The organism is Promicromonospora umidemergens (assembly GCF_024171995.1).
Lineage (GTDB): Bacteria > Actinomycetota > Actinomycetes > Actinomycetales > Cellulomonadaceae > Promicromonospora > Promicromonospora umidemergens.
This window is the reverse complement of the sequence record NZ_JAMTCT010000017.1, coordinates 50,400-69,558: the sequence shown is the minus strand read 5'-3', so window position 1 is coordinate 69,558 and position 19,159 is coordinate 50,400. Positions and strand designations below refer to the sequence as shown.

The following is a 19,159-nucleotide window of genomic DNA, read 5'->3' as shown; positions in this document are numbered from 1 at the left end:
TTCTCCCGTCGTAGAGGGCGGTGCGCTGCGTGATCCGGTCTCAGCACGCGGCGCACTACGAGCTGCCGCCGTACGCCAGCTCGACGAAGGGGATCAGCGTCGCCTGCTGCGGGCCGAAGCTCAGGTACTCGGCGTCGTAGCCCCACCAGCCGCCACTGTTCTGCGTGGGTGCTACGACGCCACGGTCGAGCTGGACGTTCGACAGCACCGAGCTGTACTCGATGACTATCTCGTTCTCGCCGTCGACCAGGTGGTCGCTGACGTCAGCGACCGGATCGGTCCAGCTGACGCCGCCGGTGTACAGGTCAGCTCCTTCGAGGGGGATCCTGTTTCCGGTGCCGTCGTCGACGGTCCCGCCGACGTCCTTCGCGACCTTCGTCGGGGTGGTCGAGACGTCACCACCGACCTTCTCCCCGTTGATCCAGACCTCCATCGTCGACTGGAGGGTGTCGCCGAGATCGAGGTACGCGCCGCTGGCCGTGCCTGCGTCCCAGTCGAACGTCGCCTCGTAGTGCCCGGTCCCCGAGACCTTCCTGCCGATCTCGGGAATCTGCTCCCACGTCTTGAGGCTGTCGAGCTCCACCTCGATCTGTGTGATGTCGGTCGAGGTCTTGCGGTTCTCGGTCGTGACGTCGTCGATCGTCTCCGTCCGGACGAGGTCGCCCGGTTCCGCGTTCGGCCGCCAGGAATCGACCGTGAGGTGCCAGCCGGGGATGTCGTACGGTGCAGGTACCGTCACCTTGTCGTTGTGGGTCCGGCCGGTGCTGAGCCGCGTCTTCACCTCGCCGCTCTCGACGGCGCGCACGGCCACGCCGTCCGGGATCGCGTGTGCGGAGCTCGCGTTCGTGCTCGCGATGTGGAGGCGTTCGTCGTCAGCCTTCTCGAAGGCCAGCAGGTCGACGCTGTTGTAGGCGATGTCAACCGGCACGATCGTCTTGCCGTCCTCCCAGCGGTAGTCGGCGAGCTCCGTCACCTCGCCCGTCCACGCGTCGATCCGGTACGGCACGAGCTCGCCGTCCTGCACGATGTCGGTCTGGATGCTGTCGCCCACCTCGGCGTTCCGGACGCTCTCCTTGTGCGATCTGTCAAGGTACGACCCGTTGTCGTAGTTGTAGGCGAAGACGAGCTGGTTGCCCTCGTCGTCCTGGCGCGTCTGCGTCAGGAGCTGCAGGTTCGGCTCCGTGAACCCGCTGTACGGCTCCACCCCCAGATCCTGCAGCTGCTCCAGGACGTCGTCGTCGTAGCCGCCCGGATCGCTGCTGAAGTAGCCACCGGCCGGCATGTCCTCGACGTGCGCGGTCCGGACGGTGTCCAGTGCCTTCAGCCTCGCCATCACCCGTTGCAGCTTGTCGTCCTGGCCGTCGGCGAACGGGGTCCGCGACGCGGCGTCCTCCAGGACGACGACCTTCAGCCCCTTTCTCGCCCAGCTCAGGATTCGCTTCGCCGCATCGAGGTCCAGCTGGTCCTGGTACAGGACGACCGCCTTGTACCCCGCCTGCTCGACCGTCTTCGTCCTCCTGTCGAAGGACACGTCCTCGTCGAAGAGGAAGGCGGGGCTGAAGTAGTCGTAGGTGTACCCGTTGTCCTGCAGCTCCGTCGACCGGTAGTAGACGCCCTGGTGCGCGAGCTGCCAGTTCATCTGGGAGTTGTCGCTCCCCGTGCCGCCGCCGAAGCGCACGCCCTGGAACCAGTTCTGGTGGACGAAGCCGACGTCGGTGCGGGACCTGCCCGTCTGCAGCAGCTGCTGGACGCGCCCCAGGTGCGCATTGAGCTCGTCGTAGTCGCCGGCCGCCGGGTCCCGGCCCCCGAAGTAGCGGAAGTAGTTCGGGAGCTGACCGAACGGCTCGTACCCGGGCCACTCGTGGTTCCCGTACCCGTACTGGGCGGCCCACACGTGCCAGACGACGCGCTGGAAGCCGGCCGCGTACGCGGAGTAGGCGTCCTGCAGGTTCTTCTGCGCGGTCCCGTTGTAGGCGGGCATCTGCGCGCCGGTCTCCGTCGAGAGCACCTTGTTCTCGAGCTTTGAGCCTCCCGACCAGAGGCGGAAGATGTCGACCTGGTTGTACTGGTTGAAGTTCTCCGCCTCGGGGTAGTCGACGTCCATGATCGGCTCGGAGCTCTCGAAGGGCTTGCCGTAGGAGATCTGCGCCCGGGTCTCGATGCCCACCGAGCTCAGCCACTCCTTCAGCGGCTGGAGCATGCGTTCGCGATAGAGCTGGGTCTGCACGTCCTGGAAGTCGTTGATGATCTTCTGGCGGCGCTCCTCCGCGCCGTCGAGCCGGTAGATCCCGGTCTTCGCGACCGAGTGATACGGGTCGTAGACGTTGGCCTTGATGCCACGGATCAGGAACAGGTGGGGCGTGATGTCATAGCCCTTCCGCTCCCGGAACTCCTCGGCCATGTCTTCCGACCAGAACGTGAACTGGGCCGCGTGGGAGATCGGGCCCTGGAACTCGCTGCCGCCGCCCGGGTGGATCTCCAGCGAGTCCATGAACAGCTGGACGTCACCCTCCCTGATCTTCGCGGCAAGCTCCGGGTCGCTGAGGTAGTTCTCCTCCCAGAACTCCTTGAGCGCCTCGACGCCCCGTTCGTCGAAGTAGTTGGTCGTGTACGCCGGTTCCGCGGACGGCTCGGACGTCTGGAACGTTCCCTGCGTCCAGATGCCGAAGACTCGGTAGGTCCCGTCGTCCGGCGAGGTCCAGTCCAGGCGCTGCTCCCACGCGTCCTCGCCCTGGACGACCGCCTCGGACAGGTCGATGAAGCTGTCCGGGTCGACGGCGTCACCCTCGACGACTCGGTAGGCATAGGCCGTGACAAGCCGCGCGCCGTCGTGCTGCACGTCCTCCCCCGGCGTCGGCAGCGCCGCGAGGGTCTCGCCCGCCTCCACGGTTCCGGTGCCCATGGTGAGGTTCTGCATGGCCGCCTGGCTGGTCGGGTCCAGCCCGGGCACGTTCGCGGTCGCCCAGTTCGTCCCGGAGGTGAGATAGACACTCATGTCCAGGTCGAGGAGCGTGTGCATCATCAGCTTCCACTTGTGTGCCCACATCGGCGAGCCGTACGCGTAGTCGCCGTCGTCGGCAGCGGGGTCGTTCTGCATGCACAGCTCGACGCCGCGGAACCCGGCGTCGTAGAGGGCCTGGATCTCTTCCAGCAGGGTCTCGTCGGTGTGCGACGCGTCCCCGAGCCACCACCGCACGTCGGTGCTGTAGGCACGGTCCGGGTCGACGTACCTGCGCTCGAGCCGCTCCGCGAAGGCGGAGGCTGCGGCGGGCGGAGCCGTCGCGGTGGCAACCTGGTCGGTGGCGGGAGGGTCGGTGGCGGCCTGGTCGGTGGCGGCCGAGGTGCTCGTGCCTGATGCAGCTACGACGAGTGCTGTGCTGGCGACGCCGACGATCCCCGTCATCAGGGCTCGGCGCCAGCGCGTCTCCTTGAACATCTGCTCTCCTTTGAGTGATGGTTCGTAGCCGGGCGGCCGGTGGCTTCGTTGCTCTGGCCCTGCTTGGTCGCCCGATAGTCGCTCGGTCGCCCGCCAGTCGACGTCAGACCCGGTCGGCGGCATCGTCGACGCGTCGCGAGGGCATGGGTGGCGGCGACCGTGCCGCCCGTCCACGATCGCGCCCGACGCCGTTGTCGGACGGTCGCATGATCGGCTTTCCGTCCTCCTCCCAGGAGTTGCCCGGTCCATCCGTGAATCGATTCATTCGTGTTCAGGGCAACCCTAAGGAGTTCTGGTCGCACCGGTCAAGGCATTGAGGCCATGACCGGGACGCTGGGCGACCGCACCGAAGAACGCGACACGGTGGTCGCCCCTTTCGGTGGCTCCTGATCGCCCAGCGCGGCCGGGCGCCACTCACGACCCGAGCAGGTCAGCCGAGTCGGCGAGTGAAGCACCTGGCCATCGGGTGGCCGACGTAAGGCCCGTAGCCGTCGAACAGCTGGTAGCCCTCGCGCCCGTAGAACCGGATCGCGTCGGGCTGCTTGATACCGGTCGAGAGCACGACCGTGTCAGCACCGCGCTGCCTGGCGTGGTCCTCCAGCGCGCGCAAGATGCCGGTGGCCGCCCCGGTGCCGCGCGCCTCCGGATCCACGTACATCCGCTTGAACTCGGCCGTGCCGTCCTCCAGCAGGCGTAGGGCTCCACAGCCGATCGCGGCACCCTCCTGGTCGCGTGCGACCAGGAACACGCTGACCGTCTCCGCCGTCGGCTTGTCGGTCTCCTGGTCAGGCATGTCATAGCGCACGGCAAGCTCGGCCTGCATGGCGTCGCGCAGCAGGACCCCGTCCGCGCTGTCCCACGGCTCTTCCGCGACGGTCGTTGTCATAGCTCTCCGATTGATCACGCCCGCAACCGTACTGGCGCTCGGACGGGTTCCCGGGCGCCGGCCGCATCGCTCGACGAAAGCCACACAAAACAAACATCTCCGACACGGACCCGGTCCGCGGCTGCTCGCGTCACAGCTCGACGGCGGGCTCCGCGTCGCGCAGGTCAAGGCGGTCCAGCAGGCGGTTGTACGGCGCGAACGTCCTCTCGACGTCGGCGGGGTCCAGGTAGCGGGACAGGTCGTACCGGTGCGAGGGGGTGCCCTTCGGCTTGGCGATCACTTCGGCCAGGTGCTCCTGGTCGCGTGCGCTCCAGGTGGCCCCGATCGCCGAGTACAGCCGGGGAACCTCCGTGAACGGGTCGGCACTGAGCCGGTGGTACGGCACATCCACGATCGAGGACGGCGGCAGCTGCCTGCGCAGCTCCAGGCCACGCTCGACCTGGGTGAGCAGGTGGTCCAGGGCGAACCGCCCGATCACCTCGCGGTCGGTGTCGTGCTGGTACATCCCCCAGAAGGTCTCCACCAGACTGCAGAACGAACCGATCACCGTGACGGGGTCGCGGTGCGTCCACACGAACGTGGCGTCCGGGAACACCTTCTTGATCGTGTCCATGTCCTGCAGGTGCGCCGGGTACTTGAGGAACCACCGCTTGTGCGGCCGCCCGTGCTGCAGTACCTGCAGCCCCCGCTTCAGGTACTCGTAGTCGCCCGTCACATCACGCTCGGCCGCCCAGGCGCTGTAGGACGGCATCAGACCGTGCAGGATCGGCCAGTGGCTCCCGTGCGGCAGGAGGAACATCGACTCCTCCGGCCGGTCGATGCTGATCGGGTGGATGTGCGGGATGTCGGGCGCGAACCGTTCCATCATGGAGGCGAGCTGCTCCAGCTGCTTGATCTGCTTCCGAGCCGCCTGCGGGTCGTCCAGGCCGGTCTTCTGCATCTCCCACAGCAGCGGGGCCCGGTGGTCGGGCGAGGCGGACAGGACCCGGTGGGCCAGAGTCGTCGCGGTGCGCGGCAGCCCGCACACGATCACCGGCGCGGTGATCGGCTCGTCCGCCACCTCCGGGTGCTCGGACAGCACGCGGTCGACCCGCAACCGGTTGGCGTACCTCTCCTTGACGTCGCTCATGATGAGGAACCAGCCCAGCGGGGACAGCCGGGGAATCTCGGCCGCTGCCTCGACGACCATGCCGAGGTCGTCGGCGAACTGCCGGTCGGCGGCGCCGGCCTCCTTCTCGACCTGCGCGACTGCCTTGGCCCAGGACCGGGCAGGGTCCTGATATCCCTTGACGACGGGGGCGAGCACGGTGTTCAGCACACGTGTCGTGCGGGGGGTGCGACTCACAAGTTCTCCTGGGATCTCATCGACGTGATACTGCGACAGCCGCGCTCAGCAGCGCGGAAGAGCGACGGTCAGCCGCCGGCGCCGGTGGGGCGGAAGGTCACCGGCAGCGACTGTGGACGGCGGAAGCGGAAGTCGGGCACCCAGCGGATCTCCTCGACGCCGGTCGCCAGCACGGGTTCCACCTGGCGAAGCAGCATCTCGACCGCGGTCCGGACGATCAGGCGCGCCTGCCCCGGTGCGGGGCACCTGTGCGAACCCGCCCCCCACGCCAGATGGGCCCGGTTGCCGAGCTCGTCCCAGGTGCCTTCACCACGGATCTTCGGGTCCGAGGCGGCCGCCCCGACCGCCAGGAGCACAGCGTCCCCGCGCTCGACGTACGCGGACTCACCGAACAGGTGGCCGTCCTTGACGGCGAACCGCGGCGCAAGGGCGGTCACCGGCGACGCGTTCCAGAGAACCTCGTCCAGCGCCTCGTCGGTACCGAGCCTCCCGCCGGCCAGCCTCCTGAGGAATCCTTCGTCGCTCAGGGCGAGGAGCAGCGTCTGTCCCAGCCACGCCTGCAGGCCGCGGCTCGCGCCGGTCGCCAGGGACAGCATGCCCAGCACCGCCTCGTCGGCGCCCTCATAGGTCGGATGTTGCGCCAGCAGGCCGGCCGGTGTGAGGCCGCCGCTCGCGTCGCGGCCCATCACCTGCCCGCCGAGCAGAAAGCTCAGCTCATCGACGCTCGAGGCGTCCCCCTGCCCGGCCGCGAGGGCATCGGCGAGCTCGAACACCTGGCGGCCGGTCGCGGTATCAAGACCCAGGACCGTGCCGAAGACGAGATGGGTCACCGGTGCCACGTACTCGCGCATCAGGTCGACCTCGTGCGCCGGGTCGTTGCGGGCCAGGTCGCCCCACCGGGCGACGATCTCGTCGCACACGTCTCGCGTAACTCTGCCGATCTCCGCCCCGTCGACCAGAGCGAGCACCTCGTCCAGCGGGACGCGCAGCCGGGCATGCACAGGCCCGGAGACCGTCTCGACGGTCTGCCCGGCCCAGGGCCGGAACAATGACCGCAGGGGTGCGGGCAAGGACCGCTCCGGCCCACCGTTCCAGGCGCTCGTCTCGGTCGTGACCATGCCGGACTCGCGGGCGAGCATGACGATGGTCTGATATCCGGTCACCAGCCAGGCGCGTGCGCCCGACCCCAGATCGACCGGGGCGACGTCACCCCAACGTTCCCGCAGCCCGGACCAGGCGGCATCGACGTCGCGTGCCGCCAGGACGTCGGCGAGCAGCGGGAGGTCCGCAGGGTCGTGCAGGCGCATCGGCGACCGACCGAAGCCCGACCCGGCCAACGTCAAGCCGGGGTCCATCGCAGGGGCAGTCGAGTTGGTCATCGTTCTCTTCCATGATCAGCCCGGCCAGGACCTCTGACACAGCAGGAACGATAGCGACAAAAGCCGCGTATGGATGCACTTTTCACCACGCTCGGTTCCGCGAGTCGTCTCGAGTGCGGTCGGGGCGGCTGGTCGACGTCAGGGCGAAGTCTTCAACCGGCCGGCGAGCAGCTCTTCGGAGCGTTCCCACAGCCTGCGAGCGAGACCGGCGTCCACGGCCTGCGGGTTGCGCGGCGTGCCGGCCTCGCGCTTGTAGTAGTAGGACCCCGACTGCCAGTCGGTCCCCGGGGTTCCCTCGGCGAGCCAGACGATCTGGTCGGCGCCCTGGTCGGGCGTGGTCAGCAGCAACCGCCCGAGGGCCGGGAAGTGGCCGAGGCGTCGCATGATCCGCATGACCGGGCTGGTCGTGTCGGACGCGAAGTTCGTAGCGACGTTGCCCGGGTAGAAGGACGCCGCGGAGAGGCCGTCGGCCTGGTAGCGCCGGTGCAGCTCCGTCGTGAAGAGGATGTTCTCCAGCTTCGCCGCCTGGTAGGCCTGTACCGGGTCGTAGTCGCGGTCGTGATCGAGGTCGTCCAGGTGGATCTCCTTGGCGAACCGCACGGTGCTGGACGTCTGCAGCACCGAAGCCCGCGACGCGACGAGCGTGTCCAGGAGCCGCCGCGTGAGCAGGAAGGGCGCGAGGTGGTTGACCTGGAACGTCTTCTCGAAGCCGTCCACCGTCTTGGACCGCGTACCGAACACGCCGCCGGCGTTGTTGGCGAGCACGTCGATCCGCGGGTAGGCAGCACGGAGCTCACCGGCGAGTCGCTCGACGTCGTCGAGGCGGGTGAAGTCCGCGACATGGCTGTCGACCTTGAGGTCGTTGGCGACGGCGCGGGTCTTCTCGGCCGATCGGCCCACGACGACGACGGTGTGGCCGGCCGCGTGCAGCCGCCGCGCGGCCGCCGCCCCGATGCCGTCGCTCGCGCCGGTGATGACGATCACCTTGCTGTGACTCATGTGACTCTCCACTCTTTGAGGAACCGACTTCCAAACATGAGACACGGTACCAGTAGTGGCGAGTAGTACCATCGAGCGATGAGTCCGAAAGAGGTGGTGACCGGCGTGCGAGCGCGAGCGCGTCAGGCCATGCGCGCTGAAGTGGCTGCGGCTGTCCAGGACCTGGTCCTCGAACGCGGCTACGACGAGACGACCGTTGACGACATCTGCGCGACCACCGAGATCTCGCGCAGCACGTTCTTCCGATACTTCCCCTCGAAGGAAGACGCGCTCTTCGGCGAGACGGCCGACGCCGGTGAGCACCTACGGGACGCCCTCGCCGCCCGGCCACCGAGCGAAACCCCCTGGGTAGCCATGCGGCGCGCGCTCGACGCGCTCATCGAGGAGTACGAGGGCCACGACGAGCGCACCCGGCGGCTCACTCGTCTGATCGTGCGCACGCCTGCGCTGGCCGCTCGGCACCGGGAGAAGAACGCTCGATGGCAGGAGCTGCTCCGCCCGGAGATCGCACGTCGCATCGGCGCCGATCCGGCCGACGACTCCGACCCGCGTACGCACGCCGTGATCGCAGCGGCCCTTGGGTGTGTCGAGGCGGCGCTGACCGCATGGACCGCCAGCGCTCAGCCGCAACCGCTCTCGACGATCCTGGACCGCGCCATGGGAGCGCCCACCGGCTCGGTGTGACTCAGCGAGGCGGACGACGGCGCGTCACGCGGCCGGCTCGCCACCGGTCATGAGGATTCGCCGGGGCCCGCGATCAGTGCGTAGACCGCCGGACGCGGACAGCAAGGACCGCGAGGCTCAGGACGGTGCCCCACAAGAGGACCCCCTGGACCCACGGACCGAGCGCGATGCCGGCGGTGAGGCCGTCGCGAAGCTCGATCTCCTCGACCATGAGCCCCGCCTCGTCGCTCGCGAGCGCCTGGACCGTGCTCCCGTCGGGCGCGAAGATCTGGCTGGTGCCCGTCGTGGACACGTTGACAACGCTGCGCCCGGTCTCGATCGCACGCATGCGTGCGATGGCGACCTGCTGCAGGTTCTCGTCGGTGCCGCGGAAGTCGGCGTTGTTCGTCTGGAACATGAAGACCTGTGCGCCGTCGTGCATGCCCTCCTCGATGACGTCGTCGAAGGCCACGTCGAAGCAGATCGCCAGCCCTACCCTCGCCTGGTCGAGGTGGAAGACCGGCGAGTCGTCACCCGGGGTGTACTCGCGCTGGAGGAGGCCGACGAGGCCGGGCACGATCGCGCCGTACACGTCCCGGTCCGGCACGTACTCGCCGAAGGGGACGGGGTGCCGCTTCGCATGCGTCGCCTCCGCGCCGGCCTCCGTCCAGAGGAACGAGGTGTTGTAGAAGAGGTCTCCGACACCGGACGCGGCGTTGACGAGGACCGGGGCGCCGTAGGAGGCCGCTGCCGCGCTCAGGACCCGTGCGGTGCCGGGTTCGGCGGCCGGGTCGCTGTCGACGCCGCCTTCCGGCCACAGCACCACGTCCACCGGCTCGCTCTCCAGGGGCGCCGAGGCTGCCAGCTGGGAGTAGAGCACGTCGTGCGCTGCGCGCTCGTCCGCGTAGGCGGCGGGCCCGTTGCCCTGCACGGCGCCGACCCGGATCGTGCCGGCGTCATCGGTCGGGAACTGGGGAACGATCAGCAGGACCACGGCGAGCGATCCCACGGGGATCGCCCGCGACAGACCGCCGGAGAGCCGCGGACGAGCACTGCTGTCCCCGGCCTGCGGCGCCCGCTCGCGAGCAGCCCACCGGACGACTTCGACGGCCCCGGCACACAGCACGACCATCAGGAACCCGAGCCCGGACACACCCAGCCAGGACGCGACGGGGGCGATCGGGCTCTCCGACTGGCTCATCCCCAGTCGTCCCCAGGGAAAACCGCCATACGGCCAGGAACCCAGGACGAGCTCTCGCGCCATCCACGCCCCGGCCACCAGTACCGGGAGCACCCCGAGGCGCACGGCCCGGGTGTCGCGCCAACGCGGCAGCCACCGGTAGGCGAGCACGACGAGGGGTGAGAGTGCCGCGAGGACAAGGGTCTCGGCGGACGCCAGCGCCACCCACGGCACCCAGCCGAGGGGGTTGTCGCCGAGGAACTGTGCGGCCCACGACAGGTGCGGGAAGTAGAACGCCGCACCGAAGGCCGCGCCGACGAGCACTCCGCCCCACACGGACCGTCCGATGAGGGAGACCAGCGCGAGCGTGACGGCGACGAACGCGAGAGGCCACCAGCCGAGTGCGGGGAACGACGCGTCGAGCGCCACCCCGCCGACCACTGCCGCGGCGAGCGCCGCCGGCAACGGCACGAGCGGGCGTCCGGTGTCCACCGCGGGGTGGGTGGCCGGGCCGGGCCGCCGTCGTCGCAGCCCGACGGCGGCGTCGGCGGGCCGGGCCGCTGGGCGCAGGGTCCGCCTCAACGGCTCGGTCCGTCCGTGCTCGGGTGGTGCCCGATCGTCGCGAGGAGGTGGCGTCGGCCTTCTCCGAGCATTGCGGCTCCGTTGTTGGTGAGGTGCGGCTGGTGAGGTGCGGCTGGTGATGTACGCGGGGACGGTGACCGGGTCCTGGCCATGAGGATCGTAGGCCTGTGGCACGTCACCGGAGTACGTCGTGCACCCTGATCTTGCCGTCTTCACGGAGGGATAGGAAAACGCCGCCGAGGCACGGGCCGCTCCCGGCTCGGCAGAACCCTGCGGAATGTCGAGCGGGACGCACCGGGGCTACGGTCGCACGAGGGGCCCGACCCGAACGGACGCTGAGGAGGTCGCATCATGCTGAGCGAGGTCGCCGACCGGGTGCACCGGATCGAGCACGCCTACGTCAACGTCTACCTCGTCACGGACGACGACGGTCGCGTGCTGGTGGTCGACACCGGCCTGCCCGCTACCTGGGACCTGCTGGGCCAGGCGCTGCGCGACCTCGGGCGCCGTCCCTCGGACATCGCAGCGGTCGTGCTGACCCACGCCCACTTCGACCACACCGGCTCGGCCGCCGCACTCCAGTCGCGCCTGGGAGTGCCGATCTGGCTGCACGACGAGGACACCACGATCGCGGCCCACCCGTACCGCTACGCCCACGAGAACGTGCGGGCGATGTACCCGTTGCGGTACCCGGCGTCGCTGCGCATCCTCGCGTCGATGGTCTCCGCCGGCGCGCTGCGGGTACGCGGGGTCAAGGGGCTGCGTCACGTGGAGCCTGGCGGGACGCTCCCCGTTCCCGGCGCCCCCCACGTGATCTTCACGCCGGGCCACACCTTCGGGCACTGCGCTCTGCACCTGCCTGACCGCGACGTCCTGCTCACCGGGGACGCGCTCGTGACGCTCGATCCGTACACCGGCAGACGCGGCCCGCAGATCATCGCCGGCGCCGCCACGGCCGACAGCTCACTGGCTCTCGTGTCGCTCGACCGCCTGGTCCCGTACGACTCGGGCAGCACGACGCTGCTGCCCGGTCATGGGGAGCCGTGGACCGGTGGTGTCGCGGACGCCGTCGAACGAGCGCGCACGGTGGGCGCCCACTGACGTAGCGGTGCCCTCGCCGCGACCCGACCTGGCGCTCATCGGCTGTCGTCGGTCCGGCGCCGGCCCGTGCGGGCCGCTCGATAGGCGGGAGCCCGCAGGGCTGCGGCCCAGGGGTAGGTGCTGAGCGCACCCGGCGGATTCTGGACCGGGTCAAGGCGTGGTGTCTCGACCCCGGTAGGCCGGCCGCAGCGCAGCAGGCCGAGCCGGCGCCACGGCCCTCCGGGGCGGGCGGAGAGCAGGACCAGCTCCGTCCCGGCGAGCGATGTGGTCGTGGCGCCGCGGCGGCGCCGACCGTCTGCGACGGCGGCGGCGAGCAGCACAGGCCGACCGTCGAGGTCCTGGAACGGCATGAGCGTGCCGAAACCTCCTTCGAGGGGTCGGGCACGGGGTGCCAGCAGGAAGCGGGTGACCCGGCCCAGACCGGTCGCCGCCAGCAGGAGGTCCTGGGACCGACCGCCGGCTGTCCAGTGCAGCGCCAGCCCGAAGACGTCCGGGAGCGGAGCAGGCAGGCCGGCCGCGCGCGAGACGCGTACGGCCACGGAGTGGGTGACGGGTGCTCCCAAGGCCTCGGCGCCCGGCGCCGCTGCGGCCTCGAGGTGCAGCGTCCCCGTGAACACCGAGCCGGCCGGGTGCAGCGGCCGCCGACGCCACCGCCGCACCACCGCCGTGGCGGCGCCGAGCGCTGCCCCTGCGGCACGAGCGGCGCCAGGCGCCCCTCGCACGGGTCCGGTACCCGCGCCGCCGAACGGTCCGGTCGGTACATCGTGCGGTCCGAGAAGCAGCTCGTACGGACCGCGATACGCCATCGTTCCCACTGTGACCTCCCCGTGGCACTGCCGAGCGTCCAGGCTCACACCGCCGCCGCCGAGTCGCGATCGGACGACCCGCTCGCTGCGGCCACCGGGCGTCGGGTGAGGTTCGCCGTGCCGTGGGGAAAAGGACAGCCCTGGTTCATGACAGGGCGGCAGCGTGATGGCGGGCCGGCCGGAGGGCCGGTTCGCGATCACGACAGGAGAACTCTGTGACCTCGACTGCCAACCGATCGACCACTCGCTCGCACCGGAGGCTCGGCCTGACCGGAGGTGGCCTCGCGCTCGTCCTCGCCGGCGCGCTGCTGCCGTCCGCCGCTGCGGCCCCCGGCACTGGCCATGACACCGGCCATGACACCGGCCACGGCACCGGTTCATGGGCCGAGTCGGCCTACCGCGGCGCCGTCGACGTGGTCCGCGGACCCGACGGGGACCAGCAGACCCTCGACGGCGTCGTCTTCGTCGACCGCGACCAGGACTCTGAGCAGGACCGCCACGAGCGGGGCCTGCGGGGCGTCACCGTCACGAACGGCCGCGACGTCACGACGACGGACCGCCGGGGCCGCTACGAGCTCCCGGCGTTCGACAACATGACGGTCTCCGTCACCCAGCCGCGCGGGTACCAGGTGCCGGTCGACGACGACAACGTCGCCCAGTTCTTCTACCACCACCTGCCCGAGGGCTCGCCGGAGCTGCGCTACGGCGGCCTCGAGCCGACCGGCCAGCTCCCGGACGAGGTGAACTTCCCGCTCGCCACCAGCAAGATCACCGGTTCGGCGAAGCAGCACTGCCTCATCGGCGGCGACATCCAGACGTACGACCTCGACGAGGTGGAGTACGCCCGCAACGGGGCGTTCGCGGACCTCGCCGCCCGGACCGACTACACCGGCTGCGGCGCGCTCTTCATCGGCGACGTCGTGGGCGACGACCTGTCGCTGTACCCGCAGACGCGTGAGCTCGTGAGCGCGCTCAACGGCCCGGCGCGGTTCCTGCCCGGCAACCACGACCTCGACTTCGACGCCGCGAGCAGCGAGCACACGTTCGACACCTTCCGGGCCGCGCTCGGCCCGGAGTACTACTCCTACGACGTGGGCAAGGCGCACGTGGTCGCGCTGAACACGGTCGAGTACGCGGCGGGCAGCTCGTACACCGGCTCCCTGGACGAGCGTCAGCTCGAGTGGCTGCGCAACGACCTCGCGCAGGTGCCGCAGGACCGCCTGATCGTCATCGCGGCGCACATCCCGCTCCTCGACTACGCCGACGAGGGCAGCAGCAGGCACCAGGTCGCTCAGGTCAAGGAGATCTACGAGCTGCTGGAGGGCCGCGAGGCGGTCGCCCTGGGCGGTCACACGCACAGCATCGAGAACCTGCGCGCGGGCGACAGCCTGCAGGGCTGGTCCGACGTCCTCGGCGTCGGCGAGCTGCCGTTCACCCACATCACGGCGGGCGCGATCTCCGGCGACTGGTACTCCGGCACGGTGCTGCCCGCCGGCTACCCGGCCGCGCTGCAGCGCGACGGCGGTCAGCCCGGGGTCCTGACGCTCGACATCACCGGGACCCGGGTCAAGGAGCGGTTCACCGTCCGCGGTGAGGACGACTCGCACCAGATGGCTCTGGGCGTGAACACGCCCCGTTACCGCGAGTGGTTCGCGGCGAACCGGTCCGACGTCGGCTCGGCGCCGGAGTACACCGACCCGCTCGTCGTCTCGCAGGCCGACCTGGCGGGCACCACCTGGCTGACCACCAACTTCTGGATGGGGAGCACTGGCTCGACCGTCACGGCGGCGCTCGACGACGGCGTGGCGCTGGACGCCGTGCGCACCCAGCCGATGCGGGGCGAGGCGCAGAAGGTCGGCGCCGAGTGGTCCGACCCGGTCGCGGCGCAGCAGCAGCTGGTGCACGGCGGCAGCGTCGCCGAGCGCTCCATGCACCTGTGGCGCCTCGAGCTGCCGGCGGACCTCGCCGTCGGCACGCACACGACGGAGGTCACGGCCACCGACGTGCACGGGCGTGAGTTCACGGACACGCTGACGTTCGAGGTCACCGGCTGACCCGAGACCGAGCGACGCCGGCCCGGGCCGGCGGTACCCGACGGGGAGACCCTGTCGTGGTGCCGCCGGCCCGTTCGCGTCCCGCCACAGGGACGTCGTGCCAGGGTGCGCCACGCCCAGGTGCGACAGAACCTTCTTCGGTAGGCACCCGTCAGCGAGGGTGGTGGCCATGGCGACCACCCACGTCGCCGGGCGGGACGGATGAAGATGAACGGGCGGGACCGATGAAGATGAAGAGGAGCAACCGATGAGCGAGCTGACCGATGGGCCGTTCGTCCTCAGGGGCGCGAACGTGATGGAGACGCCCGGGACCCTGGTCTCGCGCGACCTGCTCGTATCGGGTGCCGTCTTCGTACCCGAGCTCTCGGATCGAGGCGCCACCGTGCTCGCGGCCCCCGACGCCTACGCGGTCCCGCTCATGGTGGACAGCGCCGTGGCACAACGGCCCGAGTCACAGCACGGGGCGTACGACCTGGTGCCGGGAAACTCCGCCACCTTCGCACTAGTCCGCCGCCCGGTCGGCGAGTCCCAGGTCCGTCGCATGCTCGTCGTCGACCCCGACGACCTCGCCGCGGTGTACGTGTCCGGCCGCCTGGAGGTACGCGACGGACGAGCGACCCGGCCCGCGGGAGCGGACCTGACGGAACCTGCCGTGCGGGACGACTGGGTCGGGACCTGGGAAGATCCGGGTCGCGGGCTGCAGCAGCACCTGGGAGCCGACGGACGCTACGCCGAGACCCGGGGCGGCCGGCCGAACGCCTACACGGGGCAGTACTGGGTCCGCGACGGCCGGATCACCTACCTGGACGACTCAGGGTTCTGGGCGTTCGGTGAGCTGCTGGACGGAACGCTGCACCACGCAGGGTTCGTGATGCGCAGGCAGCACTGAGCGCCCGTCGAGCACCCCGCGCAGGGCTTCCGTCCGGCGAGCCAGTCAGACGGTTGGTTCGGCGTCCTGGACGAGCTTCATCGACACGAGCTCGGTGAATCCGACGCGTCGGGCGAAGCGCACCTTCCGACGCTTGTACACGGTGAAGCCGAGCTTCGCGTAGAGGCCGAGGGCGGGCACGTTGGTGTCCTTGATGTCCTCGAGCACGTACTCGCGGTACCCGGGCAGCGCCAGCAGGTGACGCAGCAGCGCTGTCGCGACGCCGCGGCCCTGGTACGCCGGCTCCGTGGCGACGAACCCGATCTCGGCGAGCCCGGGCCGCGCGCCGTCGGAGGCACCCATGAACCAGCTCCGGATCACTCCGTAGCCGAGCAGCCCGCGCGCCGGCCCGAGGTGGCGAAGGATCTCCCGCCTGCGCGGCGCGAACAGCACCTGGTCGCCCTCGGTGAACGAGGCGAGGCCTGCTGGCTCCCCGTCTGCGAGCACGATGTAGAAGCGATCGAGCAGCAGCATGTGCTCGAACGCGTCGGTCAGCCTGTCGGGGTCGCGCGAGAACGCGGCGAAGTCCTCCGCGAAGCTGCGCACGTAGACCTCGGTGATCCGGCGCCGGTATGCCTCGCCGAGCACATCGCCCCGTTCGACCACGAACATCGTCTCGGCCATCCCGTCCACTCCGCTCGTCAAGCGTCGGTACGACTCGACCCTATGGGCTGCACGCACGCCGCGGGACCTTCTGCCCAGGCTGTTCCCGGCTCAACCGGCGCTGTTCGCCGCTTGCGGGCCGACCGTCCCCGCCGGCCAGACCACTCACGCTGCCTGCGTGGGCCCGTCGGCGGGGCCGGCTCGGGCCGCTGGCTCAGGCGGCCCGACGCTGAGCTCGTCCGCGCACCGCGATCAGGAGTGCTCCGCCGAGGGTCAGCAGGAGCGCTCCCCCGACGAGGAGCGGAACACCGGCGGAGCCGGTGGCCGCGAGCACGCCCTCCGGGCTCGGCGATCCCTGCTCGTCGGTCGGCCGTCCCCGCGGAACGGACGGCTCCGACTCTTCACCGCCTGGCTGGTCCGTACCCGGCTCATCCGTGCCTGGCTGGTCCGTACCCGGCTCATCCGTGCCTGGCTCATCCGTACCCGGCTGGTCCGTACCCGGCTCGTCCGTGCCTGGCTCGTCCGTGTCCGGCTCGTCCGTGCCCGGCTCGTCCGTGCCCGGCTCATCCGTACCTGGCTCGTCCGTGCCCGGCTCATCCGTACCTGGCTCATCCGTGCCCGGCTCATCCGTACCTGGCTCATCCGTACCCGGCTCATCCGTACCCGGCTCGTCGTCGGCCTCGGTCACCGTCAGAGCGGTCGCCGGAGAAGGCCCGTACCCGACCAGGCCGCTAGGCGTCATCGCGGTGACGCGGTACTCGGTACCGTGATCGCCGGCGGCCGCCGTGAACGTGAGGGTCGCTCCGCTCTCACCCTCGACCACCGAGAACTCGTCGGCAGGAGCGGCCTTCCGCTCCCACTGGTACGCCGTGAGCACCGTGCCGGGCGTGACCTCGGCGGACAGCGTGACGGTCTCGCCCTCCTGGTACGCCGCCTCACCGACCACGGCGACCTGCTGCCGGGCGGGGGCGCCGTGGTCGTCCACGTGGACGGTCCGGGTCTCGGTGACCGCCGACGCGGTCTCCGGGTCGGCGTACGTCAGGACGGCGCGGATCTCCACCCCGTCGAGCGCCTGCTCGGCGGCCGTCGCGAAGACGTTGTCCTCGACACCGGTCATGGCCTTCCAGTCCTCGGAGCCCGGCCACTTCCACTGCCACTCCAGCACGTCGCCGTCCAGGGGTTCCGGGTCCACCGTCAGCGTGAGGTCGAGCGCGTCACCCTGGTGGTAGTGGCCGGCGAGGGTCCCGATCTCGAGGATCTGGGACGTCAGGTCGGCGGTCACGTTGACCGGGTAGCTCGGCGACTGCTGCGCGAGCAGGCCGTCGCTGTAGACGTCCAGCCGCAGTGTTCCGCCGTCGTGCTCGGCCAGCGAGAGCTCCGGTCCGGTCAGCGCGGCCGTGGCCTGCTGCTCGGCACCCCAGACCTCGCTCACGTCGCCCTTCGTGAAGTTCCAGGTGTAGGCGAGCTCGTCGCCCTCCCGTACCGGGTAGACGCTCGCGTCCATCGTCACGGTCCCGCCCTCGCGGTAGAGGTTGCGGTGCCCGGTGACGTTCAGCTCGCGGTGCCCGGTAGTGATCGTGTGGAAGTCCGAACGGGCGATCGTCACGCCGTCCTTGACGACGCTCGCGGTCAGGGGCCCGGAGTACGGCCGAGTCTCCGGCGCGTTGACCTTGGACCTCAGGCGCACCGTGGTCCGGGCGTCGTCGGTGTAGGTGGCGTCCCATTCGTACTCCGGGATGATCGCGCCGAAGTACCCGCCGTAGGGCACGAAGCCCCACGTGATCGACTCGCCTTCGGCCAGCTCGCGCCCGCTCACCGTGAACTCGATGACGTCCCCCGGCAGCAGCGGGTCGTGGAAGCCCTCGGTCGCCGTGATCACAGGCTGTGCACCCTGCCCGACGACGGCGATCGGTACCCAGGGGCTCTCGGCCAGCGTCGTGCGGGTGGCCGAGTCGTAGACGGCCACGCTGATCTCGATGCCGTCCGCCAGCGCGTCGAGCTCCCGGGAGTACGTCGCGCCGGCGCCGGACTGTGCGACGACGGTGGAGGAATAGCCCTGGGTGCGCAGGAGCCAGCGGAAGACCTGGTTCTCCTTCAGCGTCGCCCCGACGGCGGTAGCGGTCAGCGTGTCGCCCGGCTCGTACGCGTCCGCGACGCCCACGACACCGAACTCCATACCCGAACCGTCGACGACGGTGACAGCGACCGGGTCGGAGGTCGACCCGGTCGTGAAGTTGGCGACCGACGGCACGAACACCGCGGTGATCGAACGAGTGCCGACCCCCAGGCCGGACACCTCCAGCTCCGCCGCACCGCTGTCGGACACCTCGGAGTGGCCCAGCACCGCCGAGCCGTCGCGGAGCTCGACATGGCCCTCGACGCCCGCAGGGGCGACGGCCGCGGAGAAGGTCACGGGGCTGCCCTCGACGACCTCGGTCGCCGAGGCCTCCAGCGTCGTCGTCGTCCCGACGATCTCCGGCAGGCCGCCGACGACGAACGTGTACACGGCCGTGCCGGTGACCGGCTCGCCACCGATCGCCGCCGCCCCCTCGACGGTCAGCCGGTAGGTTCCCGCCTTGGTGAAGGCCCAGTTGGCGTGCATGTGGGTGCGGCCGACGGCGAAGCTGTCGATCCCCTCGTCCGACGACCACATCCGCGTCAGGCCGGAGCCCGACCCCCGCCAGACCTCGAGGTCCCCACCCACCGGGCCGTCCATCGACACGAGGCGGAACTTCGTCGAGTTCCCGTCGACGGCCCCGACCGGTACCGACTCGGTCGAGAACCCCGGCCACAGCTGGGTGTAGCCGTCACCGCCGGCCGGGTTCGACTCCGGCGCGATCCAGACCGACCCGCCGGCCGGCGCCACGAACTCGTAGCCCGCCGGGACGCTCTGGCGCGACGCGTCGTCGACGTGGAACAGGGTCTCGGCGGGATCCAGGCGTGTGCCGTTGCCCTCCGGCAGGTCGGCCCTCGTACCCAGGGTGAACGTCCCCTCGTCCAGGAACGTGGAGACCGCATCCGTGTGCACCTTCTCCAGCACCTGGTACTCGACCGGGTCCGGTGCCGGGCCGTCGTCGGCCAGCGCCGGGCTCGCCGTGCCGAGCGCCGCCGCAGCGACGAGCGCCGAGGTGACCAGCACCCCCAGCGGTCGCCGGGCAGACGATCGGTCTGCTCGTTCGTTCGAGCGCATCGCTCTC

General features: G+C 70.4%; 13 protein-coding genes. 4 read left to right on the top strand and 9 right to left on the bottom strand.

The window, feature by feature from the left end:
- Positions 1-55 precede the first annotated feature (55 nt).
- The 5 genes from APR04_RS22225 to APR04_RS22205 all read right to left on the bottom strand — a co-directional run bounded on the left by APR04_RS22225 (position 56) and on the right by APR04_RS22205 (position 8,045).
- Positions 56-3,436, bottom strand: a complete 3,381-nt coding sequence (locus tag APR04_RS22225) for a glycosyl hydrolase (protein ID WP_253874396.1) — start codon at positions 3,434-3,436, stop codon at positions 56-58.
- Positions 3,437-3,866: 430 nt separating this feature from the next.
- Positions 3,867-4,322 carry a GNAT family N-acetyltransferase gene (locus tag APR04_RS22220; protein WP_253874394.1) on the bottom strand — a complete coding sequence of 152 codons (456 nt, stop codon included), beginning with the start codon at positions 4,320-4,322 and terminating at the stop codon, positions 3,867-3,869.
- Positions 4,323-4,452: 130 nt separating this feature from the next.
- Positions 4,453-5,667: a sulfotransferase family protein gene (locus tag APR04_RS22215; protein WP_253874391.1), complete on the bottom strand. Its 1,215-nt coding sequence runs from the start codon at positions 5,665-5,667 to the stop codon at positions 4,453-4,455.
- A 68-nt stretch (positions 5,668-5,735) separates the two neighbouring features.
- Positions 5,736-7,046 carry a cytochrome P450 family protein gene (locus APR04_RS22210; protein WP_253874389.1) on the bottom strand — a complete coding sequence of 437 codons (1,311 nt, stop codon included), beginning with the start codon at positions 7,044-7,046 and terminating at the stop codon, positions 5,736-5,738.
- Positions 7,047-7,184: 138 nt separating this feature from the next.
- The gene (locus APR04_RS22205) at positions 7,185-8,045 is read right to left on the bottom strand and encodes an SDR family NAD(P)-dependent oxidoreductase (protein ID WP_253874386.1); all 861 of its coding nucleotides are present in this window, start codon (positions 8,043-8,045) and stop codon (positions 7,185-7,187) included.
- Between the two features lie 78 nt (positions 8,046-8,123).
- On the opposite strand from APR04_RS22205, the gene APR04_RS22200 reads away from it, so the two are divergent.
- The gene (locus APR04_RS22200; RefSeq protein WP_253874384.1) at positions 8,124-8,729 is read left to right on the top strand and encodes an acyl-CoA-like ligand-binding transcription factor; all 606 of its coding nucleotides are present in this window, start codon (positions 8,124-8,126) and stop codon (positions 8,727-8,729) included.
- Positions 8,730-8,802: 73 nt separating this feature from the next.
- Here the strand turns inward: APR04_RS22200 and lnt are convergent, their stop codons facing one another.
- Positions 8,803-10,470, bottom strand: coding sequence for an apolipoprotein N-acyltransferase (lnt, locus tag APR04_RS22195; RefSeq protein WP_308292386.1), 1,668 nt, complete (start codon positions 10,468-10,470; stop codon positions 8,803-8,805).
- 351 nt (positions 10,471-10,821) lie between these two features.
- On the opposite strand from lnt, the gene APR04_RS22190 reads away from it, so the two are divergent.
- Positions 10,822-11,571 (top strand): MBL fold metallo-hydrolase, encoded by a 750-nt coding sequence (locus APR04_RS22190; protein WP_301312842.1) that lies wholly within the window; start codon positions 10,822-10,824, stop codon positions 11,569-11,571.
- A gap of 35 nt (positions 11,572-11,606) precedes the next feature.
- Here APR04_RS22190 and APR04_RS22185 read toward each other — a convergent pair whose 3' ends face one another.
- Positions 11,607-12,377, bottom strand: coding sequence for a hypothetical protein (locus APR04_RS22185; RefSeq protein ID WP_253874382.1), 771 nt, complete (start codon positions 12,375-12,377; stop codon positions 11,607-11,609).
- Between the two features lie 215 nt (positions 12,378-12,592).
- Between APR04_RS22185 and APR04_RS22180 the strand changes: the two genes are divergently transcribed.
- On the top strand, positions 12,593-14,431 hold the full coding sequence (locus APR04_RS22180; RefSeq protein WP_253874380.1) for a calcineurin-like phosphoesterase C-terminal domain-containing protein: 1,839 nt from the start codon (positions 12,593-12,595) through the stop codon (positions 14,429-14,431).
- 247 nt (positions 14,432-14,678) lie between these two features.
- Positions 14,679-15,320 carry an Atu4866 domain-containing protein gene (locus APR04_RS22175; protein WP_253874378.1) on the top strand — a complete coding sequence of 214 codons (642 nt, stop codon included), beginning with the start codon at positions 14,679-14,681 and terminating at the stop codon, positions 15,318-15,320.
- Between the two features lie 45 nt (positions 15,321-15,365).
- Here APR04_RS22175 and APR04_RS22170 read toward each other — a convergent pair whose 3' ends face one another.
- Together APR04_RS22170 and APR04_RS22165 are read right to left on the bottom strand one after the other, a co-directional pair.
- A complete protein-coding gene (locus APR04_RS22170) occupies positions 15,366-15,983 on the bottom strand; it encodes a GNAT family N-acetyltransferase (protein ID WP_253874376.1) in 618 nt (205 codons plus the stop codon).
- Positions 15,984-16,176: 193 nt separating this feature from the next.
- Positions 16,177-19,152, bottom strand: a complete 2,976-nt coding sequence (locus APR04_RS22165) for a choice-of-anchor M domain-containing protein (protein WP_253874374.1) — start codon at positions 19,150-19,152, stop codon at positions 16,177-16,179.
- Positions 19,153-19,159: the final 7 nt, after the last annotated feature.

Bases quoted from the DNA above. Each gene is read 5' to 3' on its own strand.
- APR04_RS22210 (WP_253874389.1), bottom strand. From the start codon at position 7,046: ATGACCAACTCGACTGCCCCTGCGATGGACCCCGGCTTGACGTTGGCC.
- APR04_RS22190 (WP_301312842.1), top strand. From the start codon at position 10,822: ATGCTGAGCGAGGTCGCCGACCGGGTGCACCGGATCGAGCACGCCTAC.
- APR04_RS22170 (WP_253874376.1), bottom strand. From the start codon at position 15,983: ATGGCCGAGACGATGTTCGTGGTCGAACGGGGCGATGTGCTCGGCGAG.
- APR04_RS22225 (WP_253874396.1), bottom strand. From the start codon at position 3,436: ATGTTCAAGGAGACGCGCTGGCGCCGAGCCCTGATGACGGGGATCGTC.
- APR04_RS22175 (WP_253874378.1), top strand. From the start codon at position 14,679: ATGAGCGAGCTGACCGATGGGCCGTTCGTCCTCAGGGGCGCGAACGTG.
- APR04_RS22205 (WP_253874386.1), bottom strand. From the start codon at position 8,045: ATGAGTCACAGCAAGGTGATCGTCATCACCGGCGCGAGCGACGGCATC.
- APR04_RS22200 (WP_253874384.1), top strand. From the start codon at position 8,124: ATGAGTCCGAAAGAGGTGGTGACCGGCGTGCGAGCGCGAGCGCGTCAG.
- APR04_RS22185 (WP_253874382.1), bottom strand. From the start codon at position 12,377: ATGGCGTATCGCGGTCCGTACGAGCTGCTTCTCGGACCGCACGATGTA.
- APR04_RS22220 (WP_253874394.1), bottom strand. From the start codon at position 4,322: ATGACAACGACCGTCGCGGAAGAGCCGTGGGACAGCGCGGACGGGGTC.
- APR04_RS22165 (WP_253874374.1), bottom strand. From the start codon at position 19,152: ATGCGCTCGAACGAACGAGCAGACCGATCGTCTGCCCGGCGACCGCTG.